This window comes from Synechococcus sp. HK01-R, from assembly GCF_014217855.1.
GTDB lineage: Bacteria > Cyanobacteriota > Cyanobacteriia > PCC-6307 > Cyanobiaceae > Synechococcus_C.
On the sequence record NZ_CP059059.1, the window covers coordinates 1,596,995 to 1,615,112 of the forward strand.

General features: G+C 64.2%; 19 protein-coding genes and 1 pseudogene. 3 read left to right on the forward strand and 17 right to left on the reverse strand.

All coding sequences use genetic code 11. The annotated features are described in order from the left end of the window. Positions 1-13: 13 nt before the first annotated feature. The 11 genes from H0O21_RS08535 to H0O21_RS08585 all read right to left on the reverse strand — a co-directional run bounded on the left by H0O21_RS08535 (position 14) and on the right by H0O21_RS08585 (position 8,701). Positions 14-1,348, reverse strand: a complete 1,335-nt coding sequence (locus H0O21_RS08535) for a homoserine dehydrogenase (RefSeq protein ID WP_185189370.1) — start codon at positions 1,346-1,348, stop codon at positions 14-16. 36 nt (positions 1,349-1,384) lie between these two features. Continuing rightward, complete coding sequence (locus H0O21_RS08540; protein WP_185189371.1) at positions 1,385-1,846, reverse strand: SufE family protein; 462 nt, start codon at positions 1,844-1,846, stop codon at positions 1,385-1,387. Between the two features lie 3 nt (positions 1,847-1,849). After that, positions 1,850-2,326 carry a hypothetical protein gene (locus H0O21_RS08545; RefSeq protein WP_370523018.1) on the reverse strand — a complete coding sequence of 159 codons (477 nt, stop codon included), beginning with the start codon at positions 2,324-2,326 and terminating at the stop codon, positions 1,850-1,852. Positions 2,327-2,385: 59 nt separating this feature from the next. Further along, the gene (locus H0O21_RS08550) at positions 2,386-2,637 is read right to left on the reverse strand and encodes a hypothetical protein (protein WP_185189372.1); all 252 of its coding nucleotides are present in this window, start codon (positions 2,635-2,637) and stop codon (positions 2,386-2,388) included. Between the two features lie 23 nt (positions 2,638-2,660). Next, on the reverse strand, positions 2,661-3,254 hold the full coding sequence (locus tag H0O21_RS08555) for a 5-formyltetrahydrofolate cyclo-ligase (protein WP_185189373.1): 594 nt from the start codon (positions 3,252-3,254) through the stop codon (positions 2,661-2,663). Positions 3,255-3,318: 64 nt separating this feature from the next. Continuing rightward, complete coding sequence (gene ruvC, locus H0O21_RS08560) at positions 3,319-3,801, reverse strand: crossover junction endodeoxyribonuclease RuvC (protein WP_131454394.1); 483 nt, start codon at positions 3,799-3,801, stop codon at positions 3,319-3,321. A gap of 20 nt (positions 3,802-3,821) precedes the next feature. Beyond that, a complete protein-coding gene (gene bchI, locus H0O21_RS08565; RefSeq protein ID WP_131454393.1) occupies positions 3,822-4,910 on the reverse strand; it encodes a magnesium chelatase ATPase subunit I in 1,089 nt (362 codons plus the stop codon). Next, entirely contained in the window at positions 4,907-6,367 is a 1,461-nt protein-coding gene (locus tag H0O21_RS08570; protein ID WP_185189374.1) for a DUF3370 domain-containing protein, read from the reverse strand. Before H0O21_RS08570 ends, bchI begins: the two co-directional genes overlap by 4 nt. Further along, a complete protein-coding gene (locus tag H0O21_RS08575; RefSeq protein WP_185189375.1) occupies positions 6,364-7,542 on the reverse strand; it encodes a serine hydrolase in 1,179 nt (392 codons plus the stop codon). The genes H0O21_RS08570 and H0O21_RS08575 overlap by 4 nt, the downstream gene beginning before the upstream one ends. A 26-nt stretch (positions 7,543-7,568) precedes the next feature. After that, positions 7,569-8,315 (reverse strand): RNA methyltransferase, encoded by a 747-nt coding sequence (locus H0O21_RS08580; RefSeq protein ID WP_131454391.1) that lies wholly within the window; start codon positions 8,313-8,315, stop codon positions 7,569-7,571. Then, positions 8,312-8,701: a cytochrome c gene (locus H0O21_RS08585; protein ID WP_185189376.1), complete on the reverse strand. Its 390-nt coding sequence runs from the start codon at positions 8,699-8,701 to the stop codon at positions 8,312-8,314. Before H0O21_RS08585 ends, H0O21_RS08580 begins: the two co-directional genes overlap by 4 nt. 56 nt (positions 8,702-8,757) lie before the next feature. Between H0O21_RS08585 and petG the strand changes: the two genes are divergently transcribed. After that, positions 8,758-8,871 (forward strand): cytochrome b6-f complex subunit V, encoded by a 114-nt coding sequence (gene petG / locus H0O21_RS13430; RefSeq protein ID WP_015110794.1) that lies wholly within the window; start codon positions 8,758-8,760, stop codon positions 8,869-8,871. A 13-nt stretch (positions 8,872-8,884) separates the two neighbouring features. Here the strand turns inward: petG and rsmD are convergent. From rsmD to H0O21_RS08610, 5 genes and pseudogenes are all read right to left on the reverse strand, one after another. Beyond that, a pseudogene (gene rsmD, locus H0O21_RS08590) lies at positions 8,885-9,466 on the reverse strand (16S rRNA (guanine(966)-N(2))-methyltransferase RsmD); the annotation flags it as partial. Then, complete coding sequence (gene hisH, locus H0O21_RS08595) at positions 9,433-10,041, reverse strand: imidazole glycerol phosphate synthase subunit HisH (protein WP_370523019.1); 609 nt, start codon at positions 10,039-10,041, stop codon at positions 9,433-9,435. The gene hisH and the pseudogene rsmD, both read right to left, overlap by 34 nt. 43 nt (positions 10,042-10,084) lie before the next feature. Further along, positions 10,085-10,408 carry a thioredoxin gene (trxA, locus tag H0O21_RS08600; protein ID WP_185189378.1) on the reverse strand — a complete coding sequence of 108 codons (324 nt, stop codon included), beginning with the start codon at positions 10,406-10,408 and terminating at the stop codon, positions 10,085-10,087. A gap of 237 nt (positions 10,409-10,645) precedes the next feature. After that, positions 10,646-11,809, reverse strand: coding sequence for a GuaB3 family IMP dehydrogenase-related protein (locus tag H0O21_RS08605; protein ID WP_131454778.1), 1,164 nt, complete (start codon positions 11,807-11,809; stop codon positions 10,646-10,648). A gap of 49 nt (positions 11,810-11,858) precedes the next feature. After that, positions 11,859-12,485, reverse strand: coding sequence for a CAAD domain-containing protein (locus H0O21_RS08610; protein WP_185189379.1), 627 nt, complete (start codon positions 12,483-12,485; stop codon positions 11,859-11,861). A gap of 142 nt (positions 12,486-12,627) precedes the next feature. Between H0O21_RS08610 and gyrA the strand changes: the two genes are divergently transcribed. Next, complete coding sequence (gene gyrA, locus H0O21_RS08615) at positions 12,628-15,258, forward strand: DNA gyrase subunit A (RefSeq protein ID WP_185189380.1); 2,631 nt, start codon at positions 12,628-12,630, stop codon at positions 15,256-15,258. Positions 15,259-15,260: 2 nt separating this feature from the next. Beyond that, complete coding sequence (gene crtL / locus H0O21_RS08620) at positions 15,261-16,514, forward strand: lycopene beta cyclase (protein WP_185189381.1); 1,254 nt, start codon at positions 15,261-15,263, stop codon at positions 16,512-16,514. Here the strand turns inward: crtL and H0O21_RS08625 are convergent. Then, positions 16,481-18,070, reverse strand: coding sequence for a glycoside hydrolase family 57 protein (locus H0O21_RS08625; RefSeq protein WP_185189382.1), 1,590 nt, complete (start codon positions 18,068-18,070; stop codon positions 16,481-16,483). The two genes, crtL and H0O21_RS08625, sit on opposite strands and share 34 nt — an antisense overlap. Positions 18,071-18,118 lie beyond the last annotated feature (48 nt).

Genomic DNA, 18,118 nt, shown 5'->3' on the forward strand with positions numbered 1-18,118 from the left:
GGTCAGGAATCGCTCAGAGACAGCCCAGATGGGCGGCGATCCCCCGGATCTCCGGTCGTGCCGTGATCGCGGCAAGGGCCTTGTCGAGGTTGCCGTTGCTCACTTCGTGCGTAATCACAACGATCTCGGCGCCTGCATCGCTGGCATCGAATTGCACGATCGATTGGATGGAAACACCGTGATCGCCGAAGCTTGTGCCGATTTGGCCAATCACCCCGGGGGTGTCGTCGGTGTGGAAACGCAGATAATTCCGTTGCCGGATCGCGCTGCTCTCCACCAGGTGGCAGGCACGCCAGCTGCTGGCAGCCAGTAGAGGATCGAGCTGGCCATCGGTGTCGTTGAGCTGTTGGATGCCGGCGATGTTGAGGATGTCGGCCACCACGGCGGAGGCGGTGGGGCCGGCGCCGGCTCCGGGGCCGTAGAACATCACGCGCCCGATTGGATCCCCCTCCACGAGGATGGCGTTGTTGACACCGTGCACCCCGGCCAGGGGGTGATCCAGGGGGACCAGGGTTGGCTGCACCCGAACGGCTAGCGGGAGAGAGGGGCCTCCATCACGGTCTGCGTTGTCAGCGTCTGTGTTGTCAGCGCGCTCGGCAACGGCCAGGAGTTTGACGCCGTAGTCGAGCTGGGTGGCGTAGTCCACGTCGCGGCTCTGCAGGCTGCTGATGCCATCGGTGGGGATTCCGGCACGGGGGATCGGACCGCCGAAGGCCAGGCCAGCCAGGATTGCGATCTTGTCGGCGGCATCCAGGCCATCCACGTCGGCAGCCGGGTCGGCTTCGGCGTAGCCCAGCTCCTGAGCATCGCGAAGCACGGCGTCGTAGTCGGCCCCCTCCTGGGCCATGCGGCTGAGGATGTAATTGGTGGTGCCATTGATGATGCCGCTCACCCTCTGAATGCGGTTGCCGCCGAGGGATTGCTTGAGCGGTTCGATGATCGGAATGCCACCGCCCACGGCTGCTTCGATCAGCACGTAGACCCCTGCAGAGGCGGCTGCTGCTGCGATCTCCTCGCCGTGACGTGCGATCACGGCCTTGTTGGCGGTGACCACCGACTTGCCGGCAGCGATCGCTCGCATGATCAGGGTGCGGGCCGGTTCAATCCCACCCATGACCTCCACCACCACATGGACATTGGGGTCATCGACCACCGCCTCGGGGTTGGTGGTCAGGCAATCGGCTGGTAGCTCCACGGGGCGTGGGCGATTGAGGTCGCGTACGGCCACGCGCACCAGGTCAAGATCAGCGACCAGTGGATGGCGACCATCAGGGGTCTGCAGGATCTCGGCTACGCCGCCACCCACGGTGCCCAGGCCCAACAGGCCAATGCCGATCCTTGTCGCCATGGGGATGTGTCCGATCCGTTTATCGATCCAACGACTCTATGAAGTGGAGGGGTCGCTCCCTGTCTCGAGCTGTCGTGCTTGGGCCTGCATCATGCGCAGGATGTTGAGGAAGCCGTTGGCCCTGGATGGGGTGAGGCTGGCCTGGAGTCCCGTGGCGGCGATGAAGGCTGGATCGACCGCCTGCACCTGCTGCGGGGTGAGGCCGCTGAGTCCCTGAATCAGGAGGGCGAGCAATCCCTTGGTGATCAGGGCATCGGAAGCCCCCTGCCAGAGGACGCGACCGTCATCAAGCTGGGCATCGATGAACACCTGGGAGACGCAGCCCTGCACCTTGCGGTCGTCGGTTTGCAGCTCCGGGGGCATGTCTGGCAGCTTTTTGGCGAGCCATAGCACGTATTCGTAACGCTTGCGTGGGTCTGGCGTGCCACTTAGCCGTTCTGCCAGTTTGTCCAGGCTTGCGCTGCCGTATCGGCTTTCGCTGCTCTCCTTCCCGTTCATGCCTTATGAGCTGCGGCGTGAGCGACGCACACTAACGACCAAGCCGGCGCTACCCAGTAGGGCCGTGATGCCAGCCCACTGGAACAGTCCCTGGTGCCCATGGGGCTGTTCGCTCACCTGATCCAGCTGCACCTGGCCATTGCGGACCGGCAGTTCCAGGTAGTCGCGGTGGCCAGGGCCGCCATCCACCTGCAGGTCCACCCGGCCGTTCCGCAGATCGGGGGGGAGGGTCAACGCCAGGCGTCCGTCCTCCCCCATCCGGCCCAGCTCCTGTCCAGGGCTGCCATCAGCCTTCAGAAGCCGCACGACGGCATCCTTGGCAGGCTCACCGCTCGAAAAACTGCTGCTCAGTTCGAGCGATCCGTTCAGATAGTGCAGGCTGCTTTCAATCGCGTGGGCCGCGGCCTGGCGAGGCACGGCCACATTCGCAGCGGCCAGTCCGAGAGCCAGAAGCGGGCTCATGCGCAGCAGGGAGGCCATGAATCGCAGCTAAGGAGGCCCCCATCCTGTGGGATCCAGCAGCCCTTGGCTAGCCGTGCCTAGCGACCGGAGGACCAACGCCTGGCCACGTTGGCCTTTGGTGTCTGAACCATCGAACCCATTGCCTGCAGCATCATCTCCAGCGCCTGACTCCCTTCGCGACGGCCGGCCAACTCACGGGCAATCACCTGCTGCGCGAGGGTCGGTGCCTCCTGACCATGCTGCTGAAGTCTCTGGGCAAGGCTGATTGGGCTGGCCTGAGACACAACGGATGCATGCACTGCGCACATCCTGTCAAACAGGATCGGCACGGATCGAATCAGGGTGCCTCGGCTCAACAGCTTGTAAGGAGCCTGCAGCCGCTTTCGCAGACCCAGCCATCAAAGGGCTGATCCCAGGCCTCTCGTGGCAGTGGCTGTTCGTGGACGCAGGCCTCAGGGAGCACCACCAAGGCGGGAATCGCTCCCCAGTCGGCTTGGGCGCGCAGCCGGTCGTAGTACCCGCCGCCATAGCCCAAGCGGGTGCCCGCTTCATCGATCGCCAGGGCGGGAACGAGCAGCAGGCTCAGCTGCTGCGCCTTTAGCGCAGTCGTTCCGACCGGGGCAGGGATGCCGCAACCGTCGCGTGCCAGGGGGCCGCTCTCCCAGCGGCGATACTCCAGGCGTCCTTGGCCATCGGCGTGGGGCAGCGCGGCCGCGCGACTCAGACAGAACCGCAGCGGCCGTAGGTCCACCTCCCCCTCCAGGGGCCAGAAGAGCCCCACCGCTCCCGGAAGGAGTCCCAGGTGCTCGCGGCGTTCGATCTCCCGTTGCACCTGTTGGCGGATCCGCTCCTCAAGATCGCCCTGCTGGGTCAGGGCAGCGCGCCGCAGTCCCCGCAGTTGCTGGCGTAGCGCTGCTTTGTCTTCAGCCGCAGTTCTCCCGTTCATGGCAGCAGCTCCAGCGACCGATCAGGGGCCGATGCCTCGATCCCGCCTTGGTCAGGGTTGTTGCTCATTGCTGGAACCAACCGGTGAGCGCCACCGCCAGGGCATCGGCGGCATCGTCGGGCCGCGGCGGCTCGCTCAGATCGAGTTCGCGCATCACCGCCTCGAGCACTTCATCCTTGTCGGCATGGCCATGACCGGTGAGGGCCTGCTTGATCTGCATCGGCGGAAACTCCACAGCCGGAATCCGGAAGCGGGCCAGAGTCATCATCAAGACTCCGCGGGCTTGCACCACCGAAATCGTGGTGCTGGAGCGGTAGAAAAAAAACTTCTCCACGGCTGCCAGATCTGGTTTCCAGCTGCGGATCAGCAGGCGCAAGTCATGGGCGATCTCCACCATGCGCTCCCCTTCGGAGCGACCTGGATCGGTGCGGATCATGCCGCAGTCGAGCATGCGCTGCTGACCCGGCACCTGGCCTGAGCGGGCCGTGACCTCGATCAGGCCGTAACCCACTCGGGCGAGGCCTGGATCAAGACCGAGGATCCGCATCGGTCGGACGGCGGTTCCGTTCAGGCCGCCAGGGCCAGTTCGAAGGCGCCGCGATCGCTGCCTTCACCGCGCTCAAACACCTTGCAGAACACCTTCACCACCCTGTCGCCGGAATCCACTTGCTCGAGCGGGTCCTTGCGCAGGCGGTGACGCAGGCAGCAGGAGGCCACTCGGGCCACGTCGTCTTCACTGACTTCCGTACGGCCTTCGAATGCCGCAAGGGCCCTCGCCGCCCGGTTCGTGACGATGTCACCCCGCAGGCCATCGACATCCAGCTCACCGCAGATGGCCGAGATGCGCAGGCGCAGGTCGTCGTCGATCTGCACCTGGGGTAAGCGATTCTGCGCTTCAACAACCCTTTGCTGCAAAGCGTTCTGGTTGGTTTCCACCGCGGAGCTAAAGCCCTCGGGGTCGCTGTCGAAGGCCGTGCGCTGATCGACCACCTGCACGCGCAGCTCTGGGTCGCGCACCGTGCGCACCTCCACGCTCATGCCAAAGCGGTCGAGCAGCTGCGGGCGTAGTTCACCCTCCTCAGGGTTGCCAGAACCGATCAACACGAAGCGGGCTGGGTGGCGGACCGACACCCCTTCCCGTTCCACCGTGTTCCAGCCGGAGGCAGCTGAATCGAGCAGAACATCCACCAGGTGATCGTCGAGAAGGTTCACCTCATCGACGTAGAGCAGGCCGCGATTGGCTTTGGCCAGCAGTCCAGGCTCGAAGGCGCGCACACCCTCGCTGAGTGCCTTTTCGATATCGATGGTGCCGCAAAGGCGGTCTTCCGTTGCACCCAGGGGGAGGTCCACCATGGGCACCTGGCGAGTTTCGGTGGTCAGGCTTTCGCCATGCTCCAGGCGCTGGCGCACCTCGCTGCTCTGGAGGTCAGGGTCGGTGGCCGAGCTGTTGTAGGGATCGCCGGCTACCACCTCGATGCCAGGCAGTAGATCCGCCAAGGCACGGATGGTGGTGGATTTCCCCGTGCCGCGGTCACCCATGATCATCACACCGCCGATGCGGGGATCGATCACGTTGAGCAGCAGGGCCAGTTTCATCTCCTCCTGGCCGATCACGGCGGTGAAGGGGAAAACCCTGCGCTTCCGGGTTGAACTCACGGGCTGACGCGCTGCACAGAGATGGATTGTTTCACAGGCAGGACGGTGAGCACCTGCGGTGGGGTGGCATCAGCCGGATACACCAGCCTGACCCGCACCTTGCGGCTCTGGCCCGGGGCCAGGGTGACTTGGCCGAGGACAGGCCCTTCCTGCCCCTGTCGCAGCACCAGATGCAGGCGCCGTCGGCCGAGGGGCCGTCCGTTGGCCCCATCCAAGCCGCTCACTTCCAGCGGTCCTCTGAACATCACAGGACCGCTGGCCGGGGTCTTGAAGCGCAGGCTGCTGCTGGTGCTGCCGGTCTTGAAGGGGGATTCCAGCGCGATCGCGACCCTGCGGCTTCCGGGCCCGGGGTTGTGGAGCGGCAGGGTGAGGTCGTATTCGACGCCGTAGTTGCCGTGGGCGGCCCAGGCGGTGCCTTCCGAGAACACCTTGAGCTCTGCGGTTTGCACCTGCCCGGTGCCGAGATCGCCACGTTCAAGGCTGCTGATCGGCCAGGAGATCGCTTTGTCCTGGACGATCAGGCTGTTGGAGCCGGGATCACTGAGGGTGGCCCGCCAGAGGCTGCCGATCTGGACGCCGCTGACCCTGGAATAGATGATCTTTCCCTTGCTTCCCCGCGGCGTGGGCCGGTGCTCTTTAGGGCTGAGCGTGCCAGCGTCTAGCAATGACTGCCAGTAGGATACCGGCGGCGCTGAGGCTCCTTCGCCGTAGGCCGCCAGGGTGGCGACGTAGACCGGGGCTGAGCTGCGAAGGCGCAGCTGCAGGTTGCGGCCATTGAGCAGAGGGTCGAGGCCTGCCACCGGAATTGGCAGCACCACCAGAGGGCTGGCTTCTCCGGGACTGATCTCCCAGCGGCTCGTTAGCTCTTGAGCCTGGTTGCCTCGGAGCAGATCCCCGGCCACGCGGCTGCCAGGCCCTGCCGCGATCGGACTGCTGGTTTCCGCCATCAGCGATGGCAGCGGCAGGAAGGGGGCGGCTGTTTGCCCCTTGCGGGTGGCCTGGGAAAGGGAGGTGCTCCCCCCGAGCAGCTCCAGGGTCACAGGCTCATCCCCTGCCGGCTCCGCTACCAGTGCCAGCCAGAGGGTGGAATCGAGCGACTCCGGTTTACCCGCATACACGTGGTGGCTGAACATGTCAAAGCGACCGCTCAAAGGCAGATTGAGGCCTGGGGCGTCCGGGAAGGTTGAAAGCAGGATCCCTTCACCGGTGATCAGTTCGGGGTTGTTGTCGTTGACCATCAACACCCCATCCAGTTGTCCAGGCAGGGGGCGAACGCTCTGCTGGCGCTGGATGATCTCAGCGGTCTTCGGCTTGGCGTCTTCGCCCGCCAGCGCGGGGCCGACTGCTAAGGCGGTTGCTATGCCGACTGCTACGCCGACTGCTGCGCCAGCTGCAACGCCAGCTGTGGCGAGCGTGCGGCTGAGGGCGGCGAAGGACATCAGCGGTTGGGCCGTCATGGCGTGGTGCTGGCGGTCGCTCCTGTTTTAGGCGGCTTGCGCACCACCGGTGGTTTGGGCTTCAGCACCGGTGCCATGGCAGCGGCCATCTCGCGGATCAGTTCGGTGGAGCGGGGGTCGTTGAAAGGCCCTTTCACCACAAATGCAGCAACGGCTCTGCTGCCATCGGGGAGCTCGATCAGTCCCGCGTCGGCATAGGCGATGCCGATGTCCCCGGTTTTGTTCAATACCCGATAGCCCTTGATCATCAGGCTGTCGTCAGGGTCTCCCTGTTCGCCGCCCAGGCCTTTCAGCAGGCCTCCAGGCAGCAGTCGGTTGGTCCGTGAGGTGCCCATCACCTCTCGGAACAGATCACGGCTCCTGGGCCCCAGGGTTTCGCCGGTGTCCACCAGCGCGATGGAGCGGGCCAGGTCGCGGGCGCTGGTGGTGTTGGTGCCCTCCAGATCCGGAAGCCAGTTGTTCACCGCTGTGGCGCTCAGGCCGAGGGCGTTGAAGCGTGCATTGAGCTCTTCCTTGCCGCCGACCCTTTCGATCAGCAGGTTGGTGGCGCTGTTGTCACTCACCCGGATCATTTCTGTGGCCACCTCATGGGTGGGGAAACGGGTGCCGATCGGTTTGGAGGCCATCCATCCAGCGCCGCCGCCAACGGTGGTTTTCGTGAGGGTGAGGGGTTCGTTCCAGCTGAGGGTGCCAGCATCCAGCAACTCCAGGGCCACCAGCAGGATCGGGGTTTTAATCGAGCTCGCCGCAGGCAGCGCGGTGTCGGGATTCAGCTGGGCGTAGCGGCCGTCATCGAGCAGCAGCAGGAAGGCGCTGACTTGTAAATCCTTCTGGGAGGCAGCCAGTTCCTGCCAGCGTTGGCTGAGGGCTGTGAGTTCGGTTTTGGTTTCGAAACGACCGAGGCTGGAGGCGAAGCCGCTGCGGCGCGTGGTGCTTGGAAGGGCCTGGGGTCCTGTGCTGATCGCCCCCTGCAGGAGCTTGGGGTTCAGCCAGTCGGGTAAGGGCATCCCGCTAGCCCCTGCGCCAGTGCCTCCCTGGGACACATGGGGGGCGAGCATCTTCAGGGCGGAGCCACTGATCACGCCAAGGCCGATGCCCATGAGCATAAGGCGCACCAGCAGCATGAGGGGGCGGCGCCAGCCAGCTTCTGGGCGACGGGATCGGCTGCTGCTCACCGTTGGGCTGCAAGGGTCTGCCGAGGTTAAGAGCGGTCCCGGTGAATCGCCCAGCGGAGCTGACGCACCATGCCGCGGACGAGAGCGACCTCTTCGCTCCTGACCATGGCTCGCTGCAACAGGCCACGCAGCTTGGCCATGCGTGCATGGGCGGTGTGCTCCAGGAGAAAGCCAACCTCCAGCAGCAGTGCTTCCGCATCCTTCAGGCAGGGCTCTAGCTCGCTGGGACCAGCTGGTGAGGGCTGGCTGTCATTGGGGGCGCTGCCACGGCGTAGGCGTTCCAGTTCGTGGAGCACCACCGCAACGGCATGGGAGAGGTTGAGGGAGGGGTAGCTGGCGTGGCTGTGCAGCTGAATCACCCGCTGGCTGAGCAGCAGCTCATCGTTGCTGAGGCCCCGGTCCTCCCGCCCGAACACCAGCGCCGCCCGCGGGCTGTCGCCGTCCCCTGCTTCCGGAGCGTTCAGCAGCCAGGGCAGCACCTGTTCAGGCGGATGCAAGGGAATCTCGCCATGGTCGAGCCGTCCGCAGGTGGCCACGACCCGCCGGCAGTCCGCCAGGGCACTGATCAGGTCGGGGTAACAGCGAGCCTGCTCGAGCACCGCCAGACCGTGCACGGCCATGCGCTGAGCCTCGGGGTCAGCGCTGGAGCAGCGAGGTGCCACCAGGCGTAGGTCTTGGATTCCGAAATTGGCGCAGAGCCTGGCGACGCTCCCCACGTTGAGCGGTCCTGAGGGTTCGACCAGCACCACGCAGAGTTGTTGGGTGGGGCTCATTCGAGGGATTTGAGATGGGCGAGCAGATCGGCCATCGTTTGAGGTTCGACTTCGAAGCGGGGCATGGGTGGCGTCGCGCCACTCACCACCTGGTGAATCAGTGAGGGGTCGCTGCGGCGGTCGGCGATGCCATGCAGATTCGGGCCCACCAGCCCTTGGCCTGCCAGGCCATGGCAGCCGGCGCAATTGATTCGGAAGATCTGGCCGCCATGGTCGGCATCACCACTGAGTTGGAGGGTGGCGCGCACGTAGGGATCCCGTCCTGCGCTGCCCATCACCCAGAGGGTCAGCACGATGCAGGTCATGGCTGCAACACTCACCAGCGCGGCGATCAGGCCCCGCTTCTGCCCCACGGGCCCTACAGCAGTTGATGACGGAGCTGTCACGGTCGCGGCCTGGCCATGAAACAATTGTGCTCAATCTTTTCATCGGTCGCGACGACATGATCGAACCTCTGCTCTGCGGCATCGTTCTGGGTCTGATCCCCGTCACCCTGGTGGGTCTGTTTGTTGCTGCCTGGAACCAGTACCGCCGGGGCAGTGCCCTGGGGGGCTGATCAGCAGCAGTCCGCTGTTGCCATAGCGCCGCTGGTCCCTGAGTTGCCAACCCTGAGGCAGCTCGGGGATTGCTTGTATGGCGTGTTCGCAGATCACCAGCGCTCCATCGCGGAGCCATTGACCTCTGAGCAGTAAGTCCAGGCCTGGCGCATACAACCCCGCGGCGTAGGGGGGATCGAAATACACCAGGTCAAATCCAGGGTCAGATTCAGGTCGCCCTGTGCCAAGCCAGCGTCTGAGGTCGGCACAAATCACGCTGTGGCTTGGTGATGGCGATAAGCCAGTGGCGGTGGCCGCCATGTTCTCGCGGCAGATTGCTGCAGTGCCTGGATTCTTCTCAATAGCGAGCACCCTCATCGCCCCCCTGAGCATCGCTTCGCAACCCATCACGCCACTGCCGCTGCAGAGGTCAAGCCAATGGCAGCCGTGGAGTTCTGGGGCCAGCATGTTCATCACCGCCTGCCGCACAAGGCCTGTGGTGGGACGGGTGCCGTCACCTTTCGGGCTTTTGAGGCGGCGGCCTCCACTCAGTCGCAGCTCACCCTTGGCTGTGCTTCCTTTCACGCCTGGCAAGGGCCGCTGCGCTCGAGCCATTGCAGCCAGCGTTGAAGCAATCGCTGCCCTGCGTCACCTGATTTTTCAGGATGAAACTGGCAAGCCCCCAGCTGCCCGCTCCAGACCATGGCTGTGGCCTGACCTCGGCCGAAGGGCGCGCTGGCAGCGAGCACCTCAGGCTGCTCTGGAGCAGCGGCATAGGAATGAACGAAATACATCCATTCCTCTGGGTCATCGTGTCCGAGAAGCGGGCAGGGATGCGACACCTGGAGAGGTGCCCAGCCCATGTGGGGGATGCGCTCTCCGGCATCATCCGGAAGCCGCCTCACATGGCCCTTCAGCAGGCCAAGCCCGGGGCGTCTGCCTTCCTCGCTGCGTTCAAATAAGAGTTGAAGACCTAGGCAGATTCCCAGCAGCGGTTTCGCTTCGGCGTGCCACTGCTGCAGGTGGGGGATGAGGCCTGTCTGCTCAAGCTGAGCCATTGCTGGGTCGAAGGCTCCGACACCAGGAAGGATCAACGCATCGCAGGACGCCAGATTGTCTGGGTCATGGACCATCCCTAGCGGCTGATCGAGACGTGCGAATGAGGTCTGCACCGAGTGCAGGTTCCCCATCCCGTAATCAATCAGCCCAATCCTCAAGGTGATGGGGAAGTGATCAGAGGTACTTGGAGATCGTGCCGGAGAGGGTCGCCTTGGGAACGGCGCCGACCACGGTGTCGACCTTCTGGCCGCCCTTGAACACCATCAGCGTGGGGATGCTGCGAATGCCGTATTGGCTGGCGACGTTTGGATTTTCGTCGGTGTTCAGCTTGAACACTTTGATTTTGCCTTCGAATTCCTTGGCGATTTCGTCGACGATCGGAGCCACCATGCGGCAGGGGCCGCACCAGGGGGCCCAGAAGTCGACCAGCACAGGCATGTCGCTCTGGAGCACGTCCTGCTCGAAGGAGGCGTCGGTGACGGCAGCAGCGCTGGACATTCGATCTGACCTGGATTTTCACTGAAACTTAGCAACCATCAGCGGATTTATTCAGTGCCGAGATGGTGACTGAGGCGAACTGTGATGCTCGCCGGGGGAAGACAAAAAGCCCGAGCGCGTCGGGCCGGGGGGTGTGAGGAGTGTGTGGGCCGGAGCCCCCACAAGGGCAAGGTTAACGCTTGTCTTGATGGTGTCGCACGGGTCTTATTTTGCGACTTTCTTGGTTTTGGGGTTGGCTTATTTGCCCATGCCCAGCTGCTGGGCTTTCTGATAAACCTTGCCTTCGGTGAGCAGGGAGGGGGCAACGACGACCTCCACCTGTTGCATGTCGCGGATGGTTTGAGCCCCGAGGGTTCCCATCGAGGTTTTGAGGCATCCCAACAGGTTGTGGGTGCCATCATCCAGTTTCGCGGGACCCCGCAGGATGCGCTCCAGGCTGCCGGTGCTGCCGACGTTGATGCGAGTACCCCTGGGCAGGACTGGGCTCGGGGTGGCCATGCCCCAGTGGAAGCCACGGCCGGGGGCTTCCTCGGCGCGAGCGATCGGTGAGCCGATCATCACGGCATCGGCTCCACAGGCGATGCACTTGCAGATGTCACCACCGGTGACGATGCCGCCATCGGCAATGATCGGAACGTAGCGGCCGCTTTCACGCTGGTAGTCCTCCCGGGCGGCGGCGCAGTCAGCCACGGCAGTCGCCTGGGGGATGCCCACACCAAGGACTCCCCTGGATGTGCAGGCGGCTCCGGGGCCGATGCCCACCATCACGCCGGCGGCGCCAGCGCGCATCAGCTGCAGGGCCACGTCGTAGGTGACGCAGTTGCCGATCACGACGGGGACTCCCATGTCCCGGCAGAGGGCTTCCAGGTCGAGGGTGTCTTGCCCTTCTGGACCGATGTGGTTGGTGGAGACCACGGTGGCCTGCACGAAGAAGAGGTCGGCACCGGCCTCAGCGATTGCTTTGCCGAATCGCATGGCAGCCACGGGGGTGCCGCTCACCGCAGCGATGCCACCTTTGGCTTTGATGTCTTGGATGCGCTTGCGGATCAGGCTCTCCTGAACAGGCTGGCTGTAGATCTCCTGCATCAGGGGGACGAAGGCGTCCTTGCCTACCGCTGCAATGCGGTCGAGAACGGCGTTCGGGTCTTCGTAGCGGGTCTGAACACCCTCAAGGTTGAGCACACCCAGGGCCCCCAGTTGAGAGAGCTGAACGGCCATGTCCACATCCACCACACCATCCATGGCGCTGGCGATGATCGGAATCTCCCGTTCGATGCCCCCCAGGCTCCAGCGGGTGTCTGTGACCTCGGGATCAACGGTTCGACCGCCGGGCACAAGGGCGATCTCGTCGATGCCATAGGCCCGGCGGACAACCTTGGAGCGACCGAGCTGAATGTTCACCGCAAGCCAATGAAGATCCAGACAAGCTACCAAGCGGTGTTGAAGGGGCTCAGCCCTTGCCGCCGCCCCGGAACTCTTGCCAGCGGCCACTGACGGCGGTGAACACCTTGCGCCGCTCATCACTCCGAACAAGACGAGTGACAGAGAACCAGGCCAACCAGCTCACTCCCGCCAGTTCGAACAGGCGTGGGGCCAGAGGAACCGTGGCGATTGCCGCAAGGATGCCGCTGTAGATCCGCATGACCAGGATCAAGCCAACCAGGCCTACCCCCAGCAGCAGAGGCTGACGCAGGCGCTGCCATTGATGATCAAGATCCTGTTCCTGCCACCAGCTGCGTAGCTTTTCGCTGAGCAGATCCCATTCCCCGCCTTCACCGTTCTCGAGACCGGCCTGGCCAGGGTCGGGGCTCATGGCTGCTGGCACGGTGACGCGGCTGGCAATGGCCGGATCGAGAGGTGCCGGTGTGACCGCTGCTTCGATGCTGGCGGCTGGCTCAGTGGCAGTTGCCGACTCTTGGCCCAGGATCGTGGGGCTCGTGTCTTCAGCGCTCGCGCTGGCAGTGCTTGTCTCGGGGGTTCTTGAAGGGGTTGGCTCGCTCGGCACGGCGGCTGTGTCCTGCAACGGCTGCTCGATGCCCGCCCCTGGGGTGCTGCTGCTGGAGGGGTCGGTCGTCATGGCAGCCGCGTTGGTTCACGCGCAGGAAGCTTAAAGGCGTCTGCCCGCAGTGGCGACTCTTGCGGCTGATTCCGTAGCGATCCCTCACGCAAGACGTCTGAACCGTTCGCGATAAACTGATTGCAGGCAAATCAGGTCTTTTATGGCGGATCCAGTGGGGCCCGGCAGCGGCGGTCCCGGAGAATCCGACGGTCGGATCATTCAGACGGATCTGCGCAACGAGATGTCGCGCTCCTATCTGGAGTACGCGATGAGCGTGATCGTCGGGCGCGCCCTGCCTGACGCACGCGATGGACTCAAGCCAGTGCATCGACGCATCCTCTATGCGATGTACGAGCTGGGGCTGACGAGCGATCGGCCCTACAGGAAATGCGCCCGTGTGGTGGGTGAGGTGCTGGGTAAGTACCACCCCCACGGCGACACGGCGGTGTACGACGCCCTAGTGCGGATGGCCCAGAACTTCTCGATGTCGATGCCCCTCATTGATGGGCACGGCAACTTCGGTTCGGTCGATAACGACCCGCCGGCGGCCATGCGTTACACCGAATCGCGGCTCCAGGCGCTCACCACCGACAGCCTGCTGGAGGACATCGAGGCGGAAACGGTTGATTTCGCCGACAACTTCGACGGCTCCCAGCAGGAGCCCACCGTGCTGCCTGCCCGGATCCCCCAGCTGTTGCTCAACGGGTCAGCCGGCATCGCCGTGGGAATGGCGACCAACATCCCGCCCCACAACCTCGTTGAGCTCATCAACGGACTCTTGGCGCTGATCGAGAACCCGGAGCTCGATGACAACGCTCTGATTCAGATCATTCCGGGCCCCGATTTCCCCACCGGTGGTCAGATCCTGGGCCGCTCCGGCATCCGCGAGACCTATCGCAGTGGCCGTGGTTCGGTGACGATGCGCGGGGTCGCGGCGATCGAAACACTGGAGGTGCCTGGCCGGCCCGATCGAGACGCGGTGATCATCACCGAGTTGCCTTACCAAACCAACAAGGCGGCGCTGATCGAGCGCATCGCCGAGATGGTGAATGACAAGAAATTGGAGGGCATCTCCGATATCCGCGATGAAAGCGATCGCGATGGCATGCGCATCGTGGTGGAGCTGCGCCGTGATGCTTACCCGCAGGTGGTGCTGAATAACCTGTTCAAGCTCACTCCACTGCAAAGCAATTTCAGCGCTCACATGCTGGCGCTGGTGAATGGGGAGCCGATCCTGCTCACCTTGCGCAAGATGCTGCAGGTGTTCCTCGACTTCCGGGTCGAGACGATTGAGCGGCGCACCCGCTACCTGCTGCGTAAGGCCGAAGAGCGCGACCACATCCTTCTGGGCTTGCTGCTGGCCCTTGATCAGCTCGACCCGATCATTGCCCTGATCCGGGCTGCTCCCGATACGGCCACGGCTCGTCAGCAGCTGCAGGACCGCCATGGCCTAAGCGAGATCCAGGCTGACGCCATCCTTCAGATGCAGCTGCGCAGGCTTACGGCCCTGGAAGCGGACAAGATCCGTCTTGAGCACGAGGATCTGGTCACCAAAATTGCCGACTACAAGGACATCCTCGGCCGTCGCGAGCGAGTGTTCGGAATCATTCAGGACGAGCTCACGCAGCTGCGTGAGCGCTACCCGATTCAGCGCCGCACGGAGATTCTCGATCTCGCTAGTGGGCTGGAAGATATCGACCTGATCGCCAATGAGCGCTCGGTGGTGCTGCTCACCGAAACCGGCTACCTCAAGCGCATGCCGGTGAGCGAGTTTGAAGCCACCAGTCGCGGCACCCGCGGCAAGGCCGGCACCCGTAGCCAGGGAGAGGAGGCCGTGAAGCTGTTTATCGGCTGCAACGATCACGACACCCTGCTGCTGTTCAGTGACCGGGGGGTCTCCTATGTCCTGCCGGCGTATCGGGTGCCTCAGTGCAGCCGCACCGCCAAGGGCACGCCGGTGGTGCAGTTGCTGCCAATCCCGCGCGAGGAATTGATCACCTCGCTGCTGGCGGTCTCGGAGTTCAACGACGACACCGATCTGTTGATGCTCACCCAGGGCGGCTTCATCAAGCGCACACGCCTGTCTGCCTTCAGCAACATCCGCTCCAACGGTTTGATCGCGATCGGTCTTGAAGAGGGAGATGCCCTCACCTGGGTGCGCCTGGCTGTGCCGGGCGACAGCGTCTTGATTGGCTCCAAAGCTGGCATGACCATCCATTTCCGCCTCAGCGATGAGGAGCTGCGGCCTCTTGGACGCACAGCACGGGGTGTGCGTTCGATGAATCTGCGCGATGGTGATGCCCTGGTGAGCATGGACGTGTTGCCGGTGGAGCTGGCCGATCGGGTGGCCCAGAGCAGCGACGACGACTCCGAGGATGATGAGGCTGGCGCTGCCAGCGATGGCCCGTGGGTGCTGGTGGCCTCGGCCTCCGGATTGGGTAAGCGGGTGCCGGTCACCCAATTCCGCCTTCAGAAGCGGGCGGGTATGGGCCTGCGGGCGATGAAGTTCCGCACCGAAGCTGATGCCTTGGTGGGTCTGCGCGTGCTTGGTGCCGGCGAAGAGGTGTTGCTGGTGAGCGAGAAGGGCGTGATTGTGCGCACCAGCGCCGATTCCATTCCTCAGCAGTCACGGGCGGCCACGGGGGTGCGGCTGCAGCGGCTTGATAAGGGCGATCGTCTCTCAGAGGTCGTGTTGGTGCCGCCGGAAGCCGAGTCTGATGAGGCGACCGACGCTGAAACTGAAGACGAAGCTGCTGAGGCTGCCGCCAGCGCTGAGCCCCAGGACAGCTGACCTTGGCTGAACTGGTGGATGTGCTGGTGCTCGGGGGCGGCCCTGCCGCCCTCTGCATCGCCTCGGAACTGAACCAACGCGGTGTGGCTGTTGCGGGCATTGCCTCCGATCCGGTGGATGCCCCCTGGCCGAACACCTACGGCATCTGGGCCGATGAACTCAAAGCGGTAGGTCTCGAGCACTTGCTGGAGCACCGCTGGAGCGACACCGTCAGTTATTTCGGCGCAGGCGGCTCAACGGCTCAGGATCAGAGCCATGCCCACGGGAACGACTACGGCCTGTTCGATCGGGCCGCCTTGCAGCGCTATTGGCTGGAGCGGGCTGATGGGGTGGTGTGGCACCAAGACAAGGCCGAACGGGTGGACGTCACCGGTGCCACCACCAGCGTCAGCTGTGCATCGGGCACCACCTTGCAGGCGCGCTTGGTGATTGATGCCTCCGGCTCGCGCACGCCCCACATTCGCCGCCCTGATCAGGGGCCGGTGGCCGGCCAGGCGGCCTACGGCGTGGTGGGGCGCTTCTCCAAGCCTCCAATCCAGGCGGGTCGGTTTGTGTTGATGGACTACCGCTGTGATCACCTCAGTGAGCAGCAGCGCAGCGAGCCACCCACGTTCCTGTATGCGATGGATCTGGGCGATGGGGTGTTCTTCGTGGAGGAGACGTCGCTCGCCTTGGCACCGGGGGTGCCCTACGACGTGCTCAAGCAACGGCTCCAGCAGCGCTTGGATCAACGCGGTGTGGCGATCACCGAGGTGATCCATGAGGAGTTCTGCCTCTTCCCGATGAACCTGCCGCTGCCAGACAGGAGCCAGCCGCTGCTGGCTTTTGGTGGTGCGGCGAGCATGGTGCACCCAGCCTCGGGCTACATGGTGGGATCGCTGCTGCGGCGGGGGCCTGATCTGGCTCAGGCCATTGCTGAATCCATCGCCAACCCAAGCCTTGGCTCAGCGGCCTTGGCGCATCGGGGCTGGCAAGCGCTGTGGCCGATCGAGTTGGTGCTGCGCCATCAGCTTTTTCAGTTCGGCCTGGGCCGCTTGATGGGTTTCAACGAAGCCTTGCTGCGCACCCACTTCGCCACGTTCTTTTCACTGCCAAGAGAGGAGTGGTTTGGCTTCCTCACCAATACGTTGCCGTTGCCCAGGTTGATGGCGGTGATGCTGCGTTTGTTTGCCCTGTCGCCCTGGGAGTTGCGGCGGGGGTTGGTGTTGGGGGCTGGGACGCATCAACGTCCCACGTTCCTCCAATCGGCCGGTTGAATCAGGGGGAAAAGGGCATCCTCCGCTTCTACTTCCTCCAGCCATTGATCGGGCAGGTCTTCACGCCCATCAATCGCTGCCATCAGCCGCCAGAAGCGCTCAAGGTGGCGCTCGATCCTTTCCTTGGCGAGTTCGGTGGTGGTGCCGGCCCGCAGGATGAAGCTCCAGTCGGATGACTGGGCTAGCAGCAGCTCTCGGCCCGCCTGGTGGAGCAGCCGCAGATCGGCCTCACTGCCAACGCCACGGCTGCAGCGCTCCACCATCGCCCTCCCGGCCCGACTCCACTCCGGCACGATCCAGGCGTTGCTCTGATTGAGCCAGTAGTCGTGGAAGCCCCCCTGGCCCCAGCTCGATGGACAGGGGTCGCACAGTTGGAGATTGGGCTGGCTGCTGAGCACGCCTCGCAGCGTGCTGAAGCTCACGCCCTCGCTCGGAGCCTGACGAAACAGTTCACCCAGGAAGCGAGGGCCTTCAAACCACCAATGGCCGAACAACTCCGCGTCAAATGGCGCCACGAGCAAGGGCGGAATCGCCATGCCGGCTCGCAGGTTCTCCAGCTGCGCGCGTCGTCCTTGTAAGTAATGCCTGGCATGGATGGCGCAACGACCTTCAGCCTCCAGCGGTTGGTAGGGCTGCTTCTGATCCAGGGGGGCTTGCAGGTCGCTGACGCGATGGAGTTTCAGCCCCAAGGGCCGTTCGGTCGGCAGCCCGAGGGTTGTGAGGTCCTCCTTGGGCAGATCCCAGCCAAGGTCTCGATGAAATTCCCGGTAGGCCGGATCGCCTGGATAGCCATCGCGTGCCGACCACACCGGCAGGGTGGCGTCGCTGTCGCGCCCGAAGAAGGCCACCCCCTGCCGGCTCACGATTGGTGCATACACCCCGTAACGGGGGCGAGGCTTGGCATGCAGGAGACCATGGCCGTCCAGCACGGCGTAACGCAGCCCTGCGTCACGCATCCATTGATCCAGTCCTTCGTAGTAGGCGCACTCCGGTAGCCAGATGCCTACGGGCCGTTCCCCGATCAGTCTTTGGTGTTCGCGAACCGCAGTGCGCAGCTGGGCCCGCACCGCCTCAGGGTGTTCCCGCAGCAGCGGCAGATAGCCATGGGTGGCTCCGCAGGTGAGTAGGTCGAGAACGCCCTGCCGTTGCAGGGTGGCGAAGCGGGGAATCAGATCGCCGTCGCAGGCGGTCCAGCGTTTGAGATGGCGGCTGAAGCAGGCGCTCAGATGCTCAGCAGCCTCGCGCTGGTCGGCAGGAGCTTGTTGAAGCAGCTGCTGGCGTGTGCCGATCCAGGCGGGGAAGCGCTGCCGCAGGGTGGGATCGGCTAGCAGCGACAGCAGGGTGGGGGAGAGCCCCATGGTGAGCCGGGGCTGCTGCAGCGGATCGGCTGCGGCCGCTTCCAGCACCTCGAGCAGGGGGAGGTAGCACTCGATCAGCGCCTGAAAAAACCAGTCCTCCTCCAGGGAGTCGGGCTCATTGGCGCGCACATAGGGCAGATGGGCGTGGAGAACCAGGGCCAGTGCGCCTTCGGCCACGTTCCATCCATCCAGAGCCATTGAATGTACTGTCAACTCGCGACTTCAGTCGTAGGGCCGGGAGCAGTC

What these genes read in the sequence shown, in the direction of transcription:
- H0O21_RS08545 (WP_370523018.1), bottom strand. Translation starts at nt 2,326, where the DNA reads ATGGCCTCCCTGCTGCGCATGAGCCCGCTTCTGGCTCTCGGACTGGCC.
- H0O21_RS08535 (WP_185189370.1), bottom strand. Translation starts at nt 1,348, where the DNA reads ATGGCGACAAGGATCGGCATTGGCCTGTTGGGCCTGGGCACCGTGGGT.
- H0O21_RS08610 (WP_185189379.1), bottom strand. Translation starts at nt 12,485, where the DNA reads ATGACGACCGACCCCTCCAGCAGCAGCACCCCAGGGGCGGGCATCGAG.
- H0O21_RS08570 (WP_185189374.1), bottom strand. Translation starts at nt 6,367, where the DNA reads ATGACGGCCCAACCGCTGATGTCCTTCGCCGCCCTCAGCCGCACGCTC.
- H0O21_RS08625 (WP_185189382.1), bottom strand. Translation starts at nt 18,070, where the DNA reads ATGGCTCTGGATGGATGGAACGTGGCCGAAGGCGCACTGGCCCTGGTT.
- ruvC (WP_131454394.1), bottom strand. Translation starts at nt 3,801, where the DNA reads ATGCGGATCCTCGGTCTTGATCCAGGCCTCGCCCGAGTGGGTTACGGC.
- H0O21_RS08580 (WP_131454391.1), bottom strand. Translation starts at nt 8,315, where the DNA reads ATGAGCCCCACCCAACAACTCTGCGTGGTGCTGGTCGAACCCTCAGGA.
- petG (WP_015110794.1), top strand. Translation starts at nt 8,758, where the DNA reads ATGATCGAACCTCTGCTCTGCGGCATCGTTCTGGGTCTGATCCCCGTC.
- H0O21_RS08555 (WP_185189373.1), bottom strand. Translation starts at nt 3,254, where the DNA reads ATGAACGGGAGAACTGCGGCTGAAGACAAAGCAGCGCTACGCCAGCAA.
- trxA (WP_185189378.1), bottom strand. Translation starts at nt 10,408, where the DNA reads ATGTCCAGCGCTGCTGCCGTCACCGACGCCTCCTTCGAGCAGGACGTG.
- H0O21_RS08540 (WP_185189371.1), bottom strand. Translation starts at nt 1,846, where the DNA reads ATGAACGGGAAGGAGAGCAGCGAAAGCCGATACGGCAGCGCAAGCCTG.
- hisH (WP_370523019.1), bottom strand. Translation starts at nt 10,041, where the DNA reads ATGGGGAACCTGCACTCGGTGCAGACCTCATTCGCACGTCTCGATCAG.
- gyrA (WP_185189380.1), top strand. Translation starts at nt 12,628, where the DNA reads ATGGCGGATCCAGTGGGGCCCGGCAGCGGCGGTCCCGGAGAATCCGAC.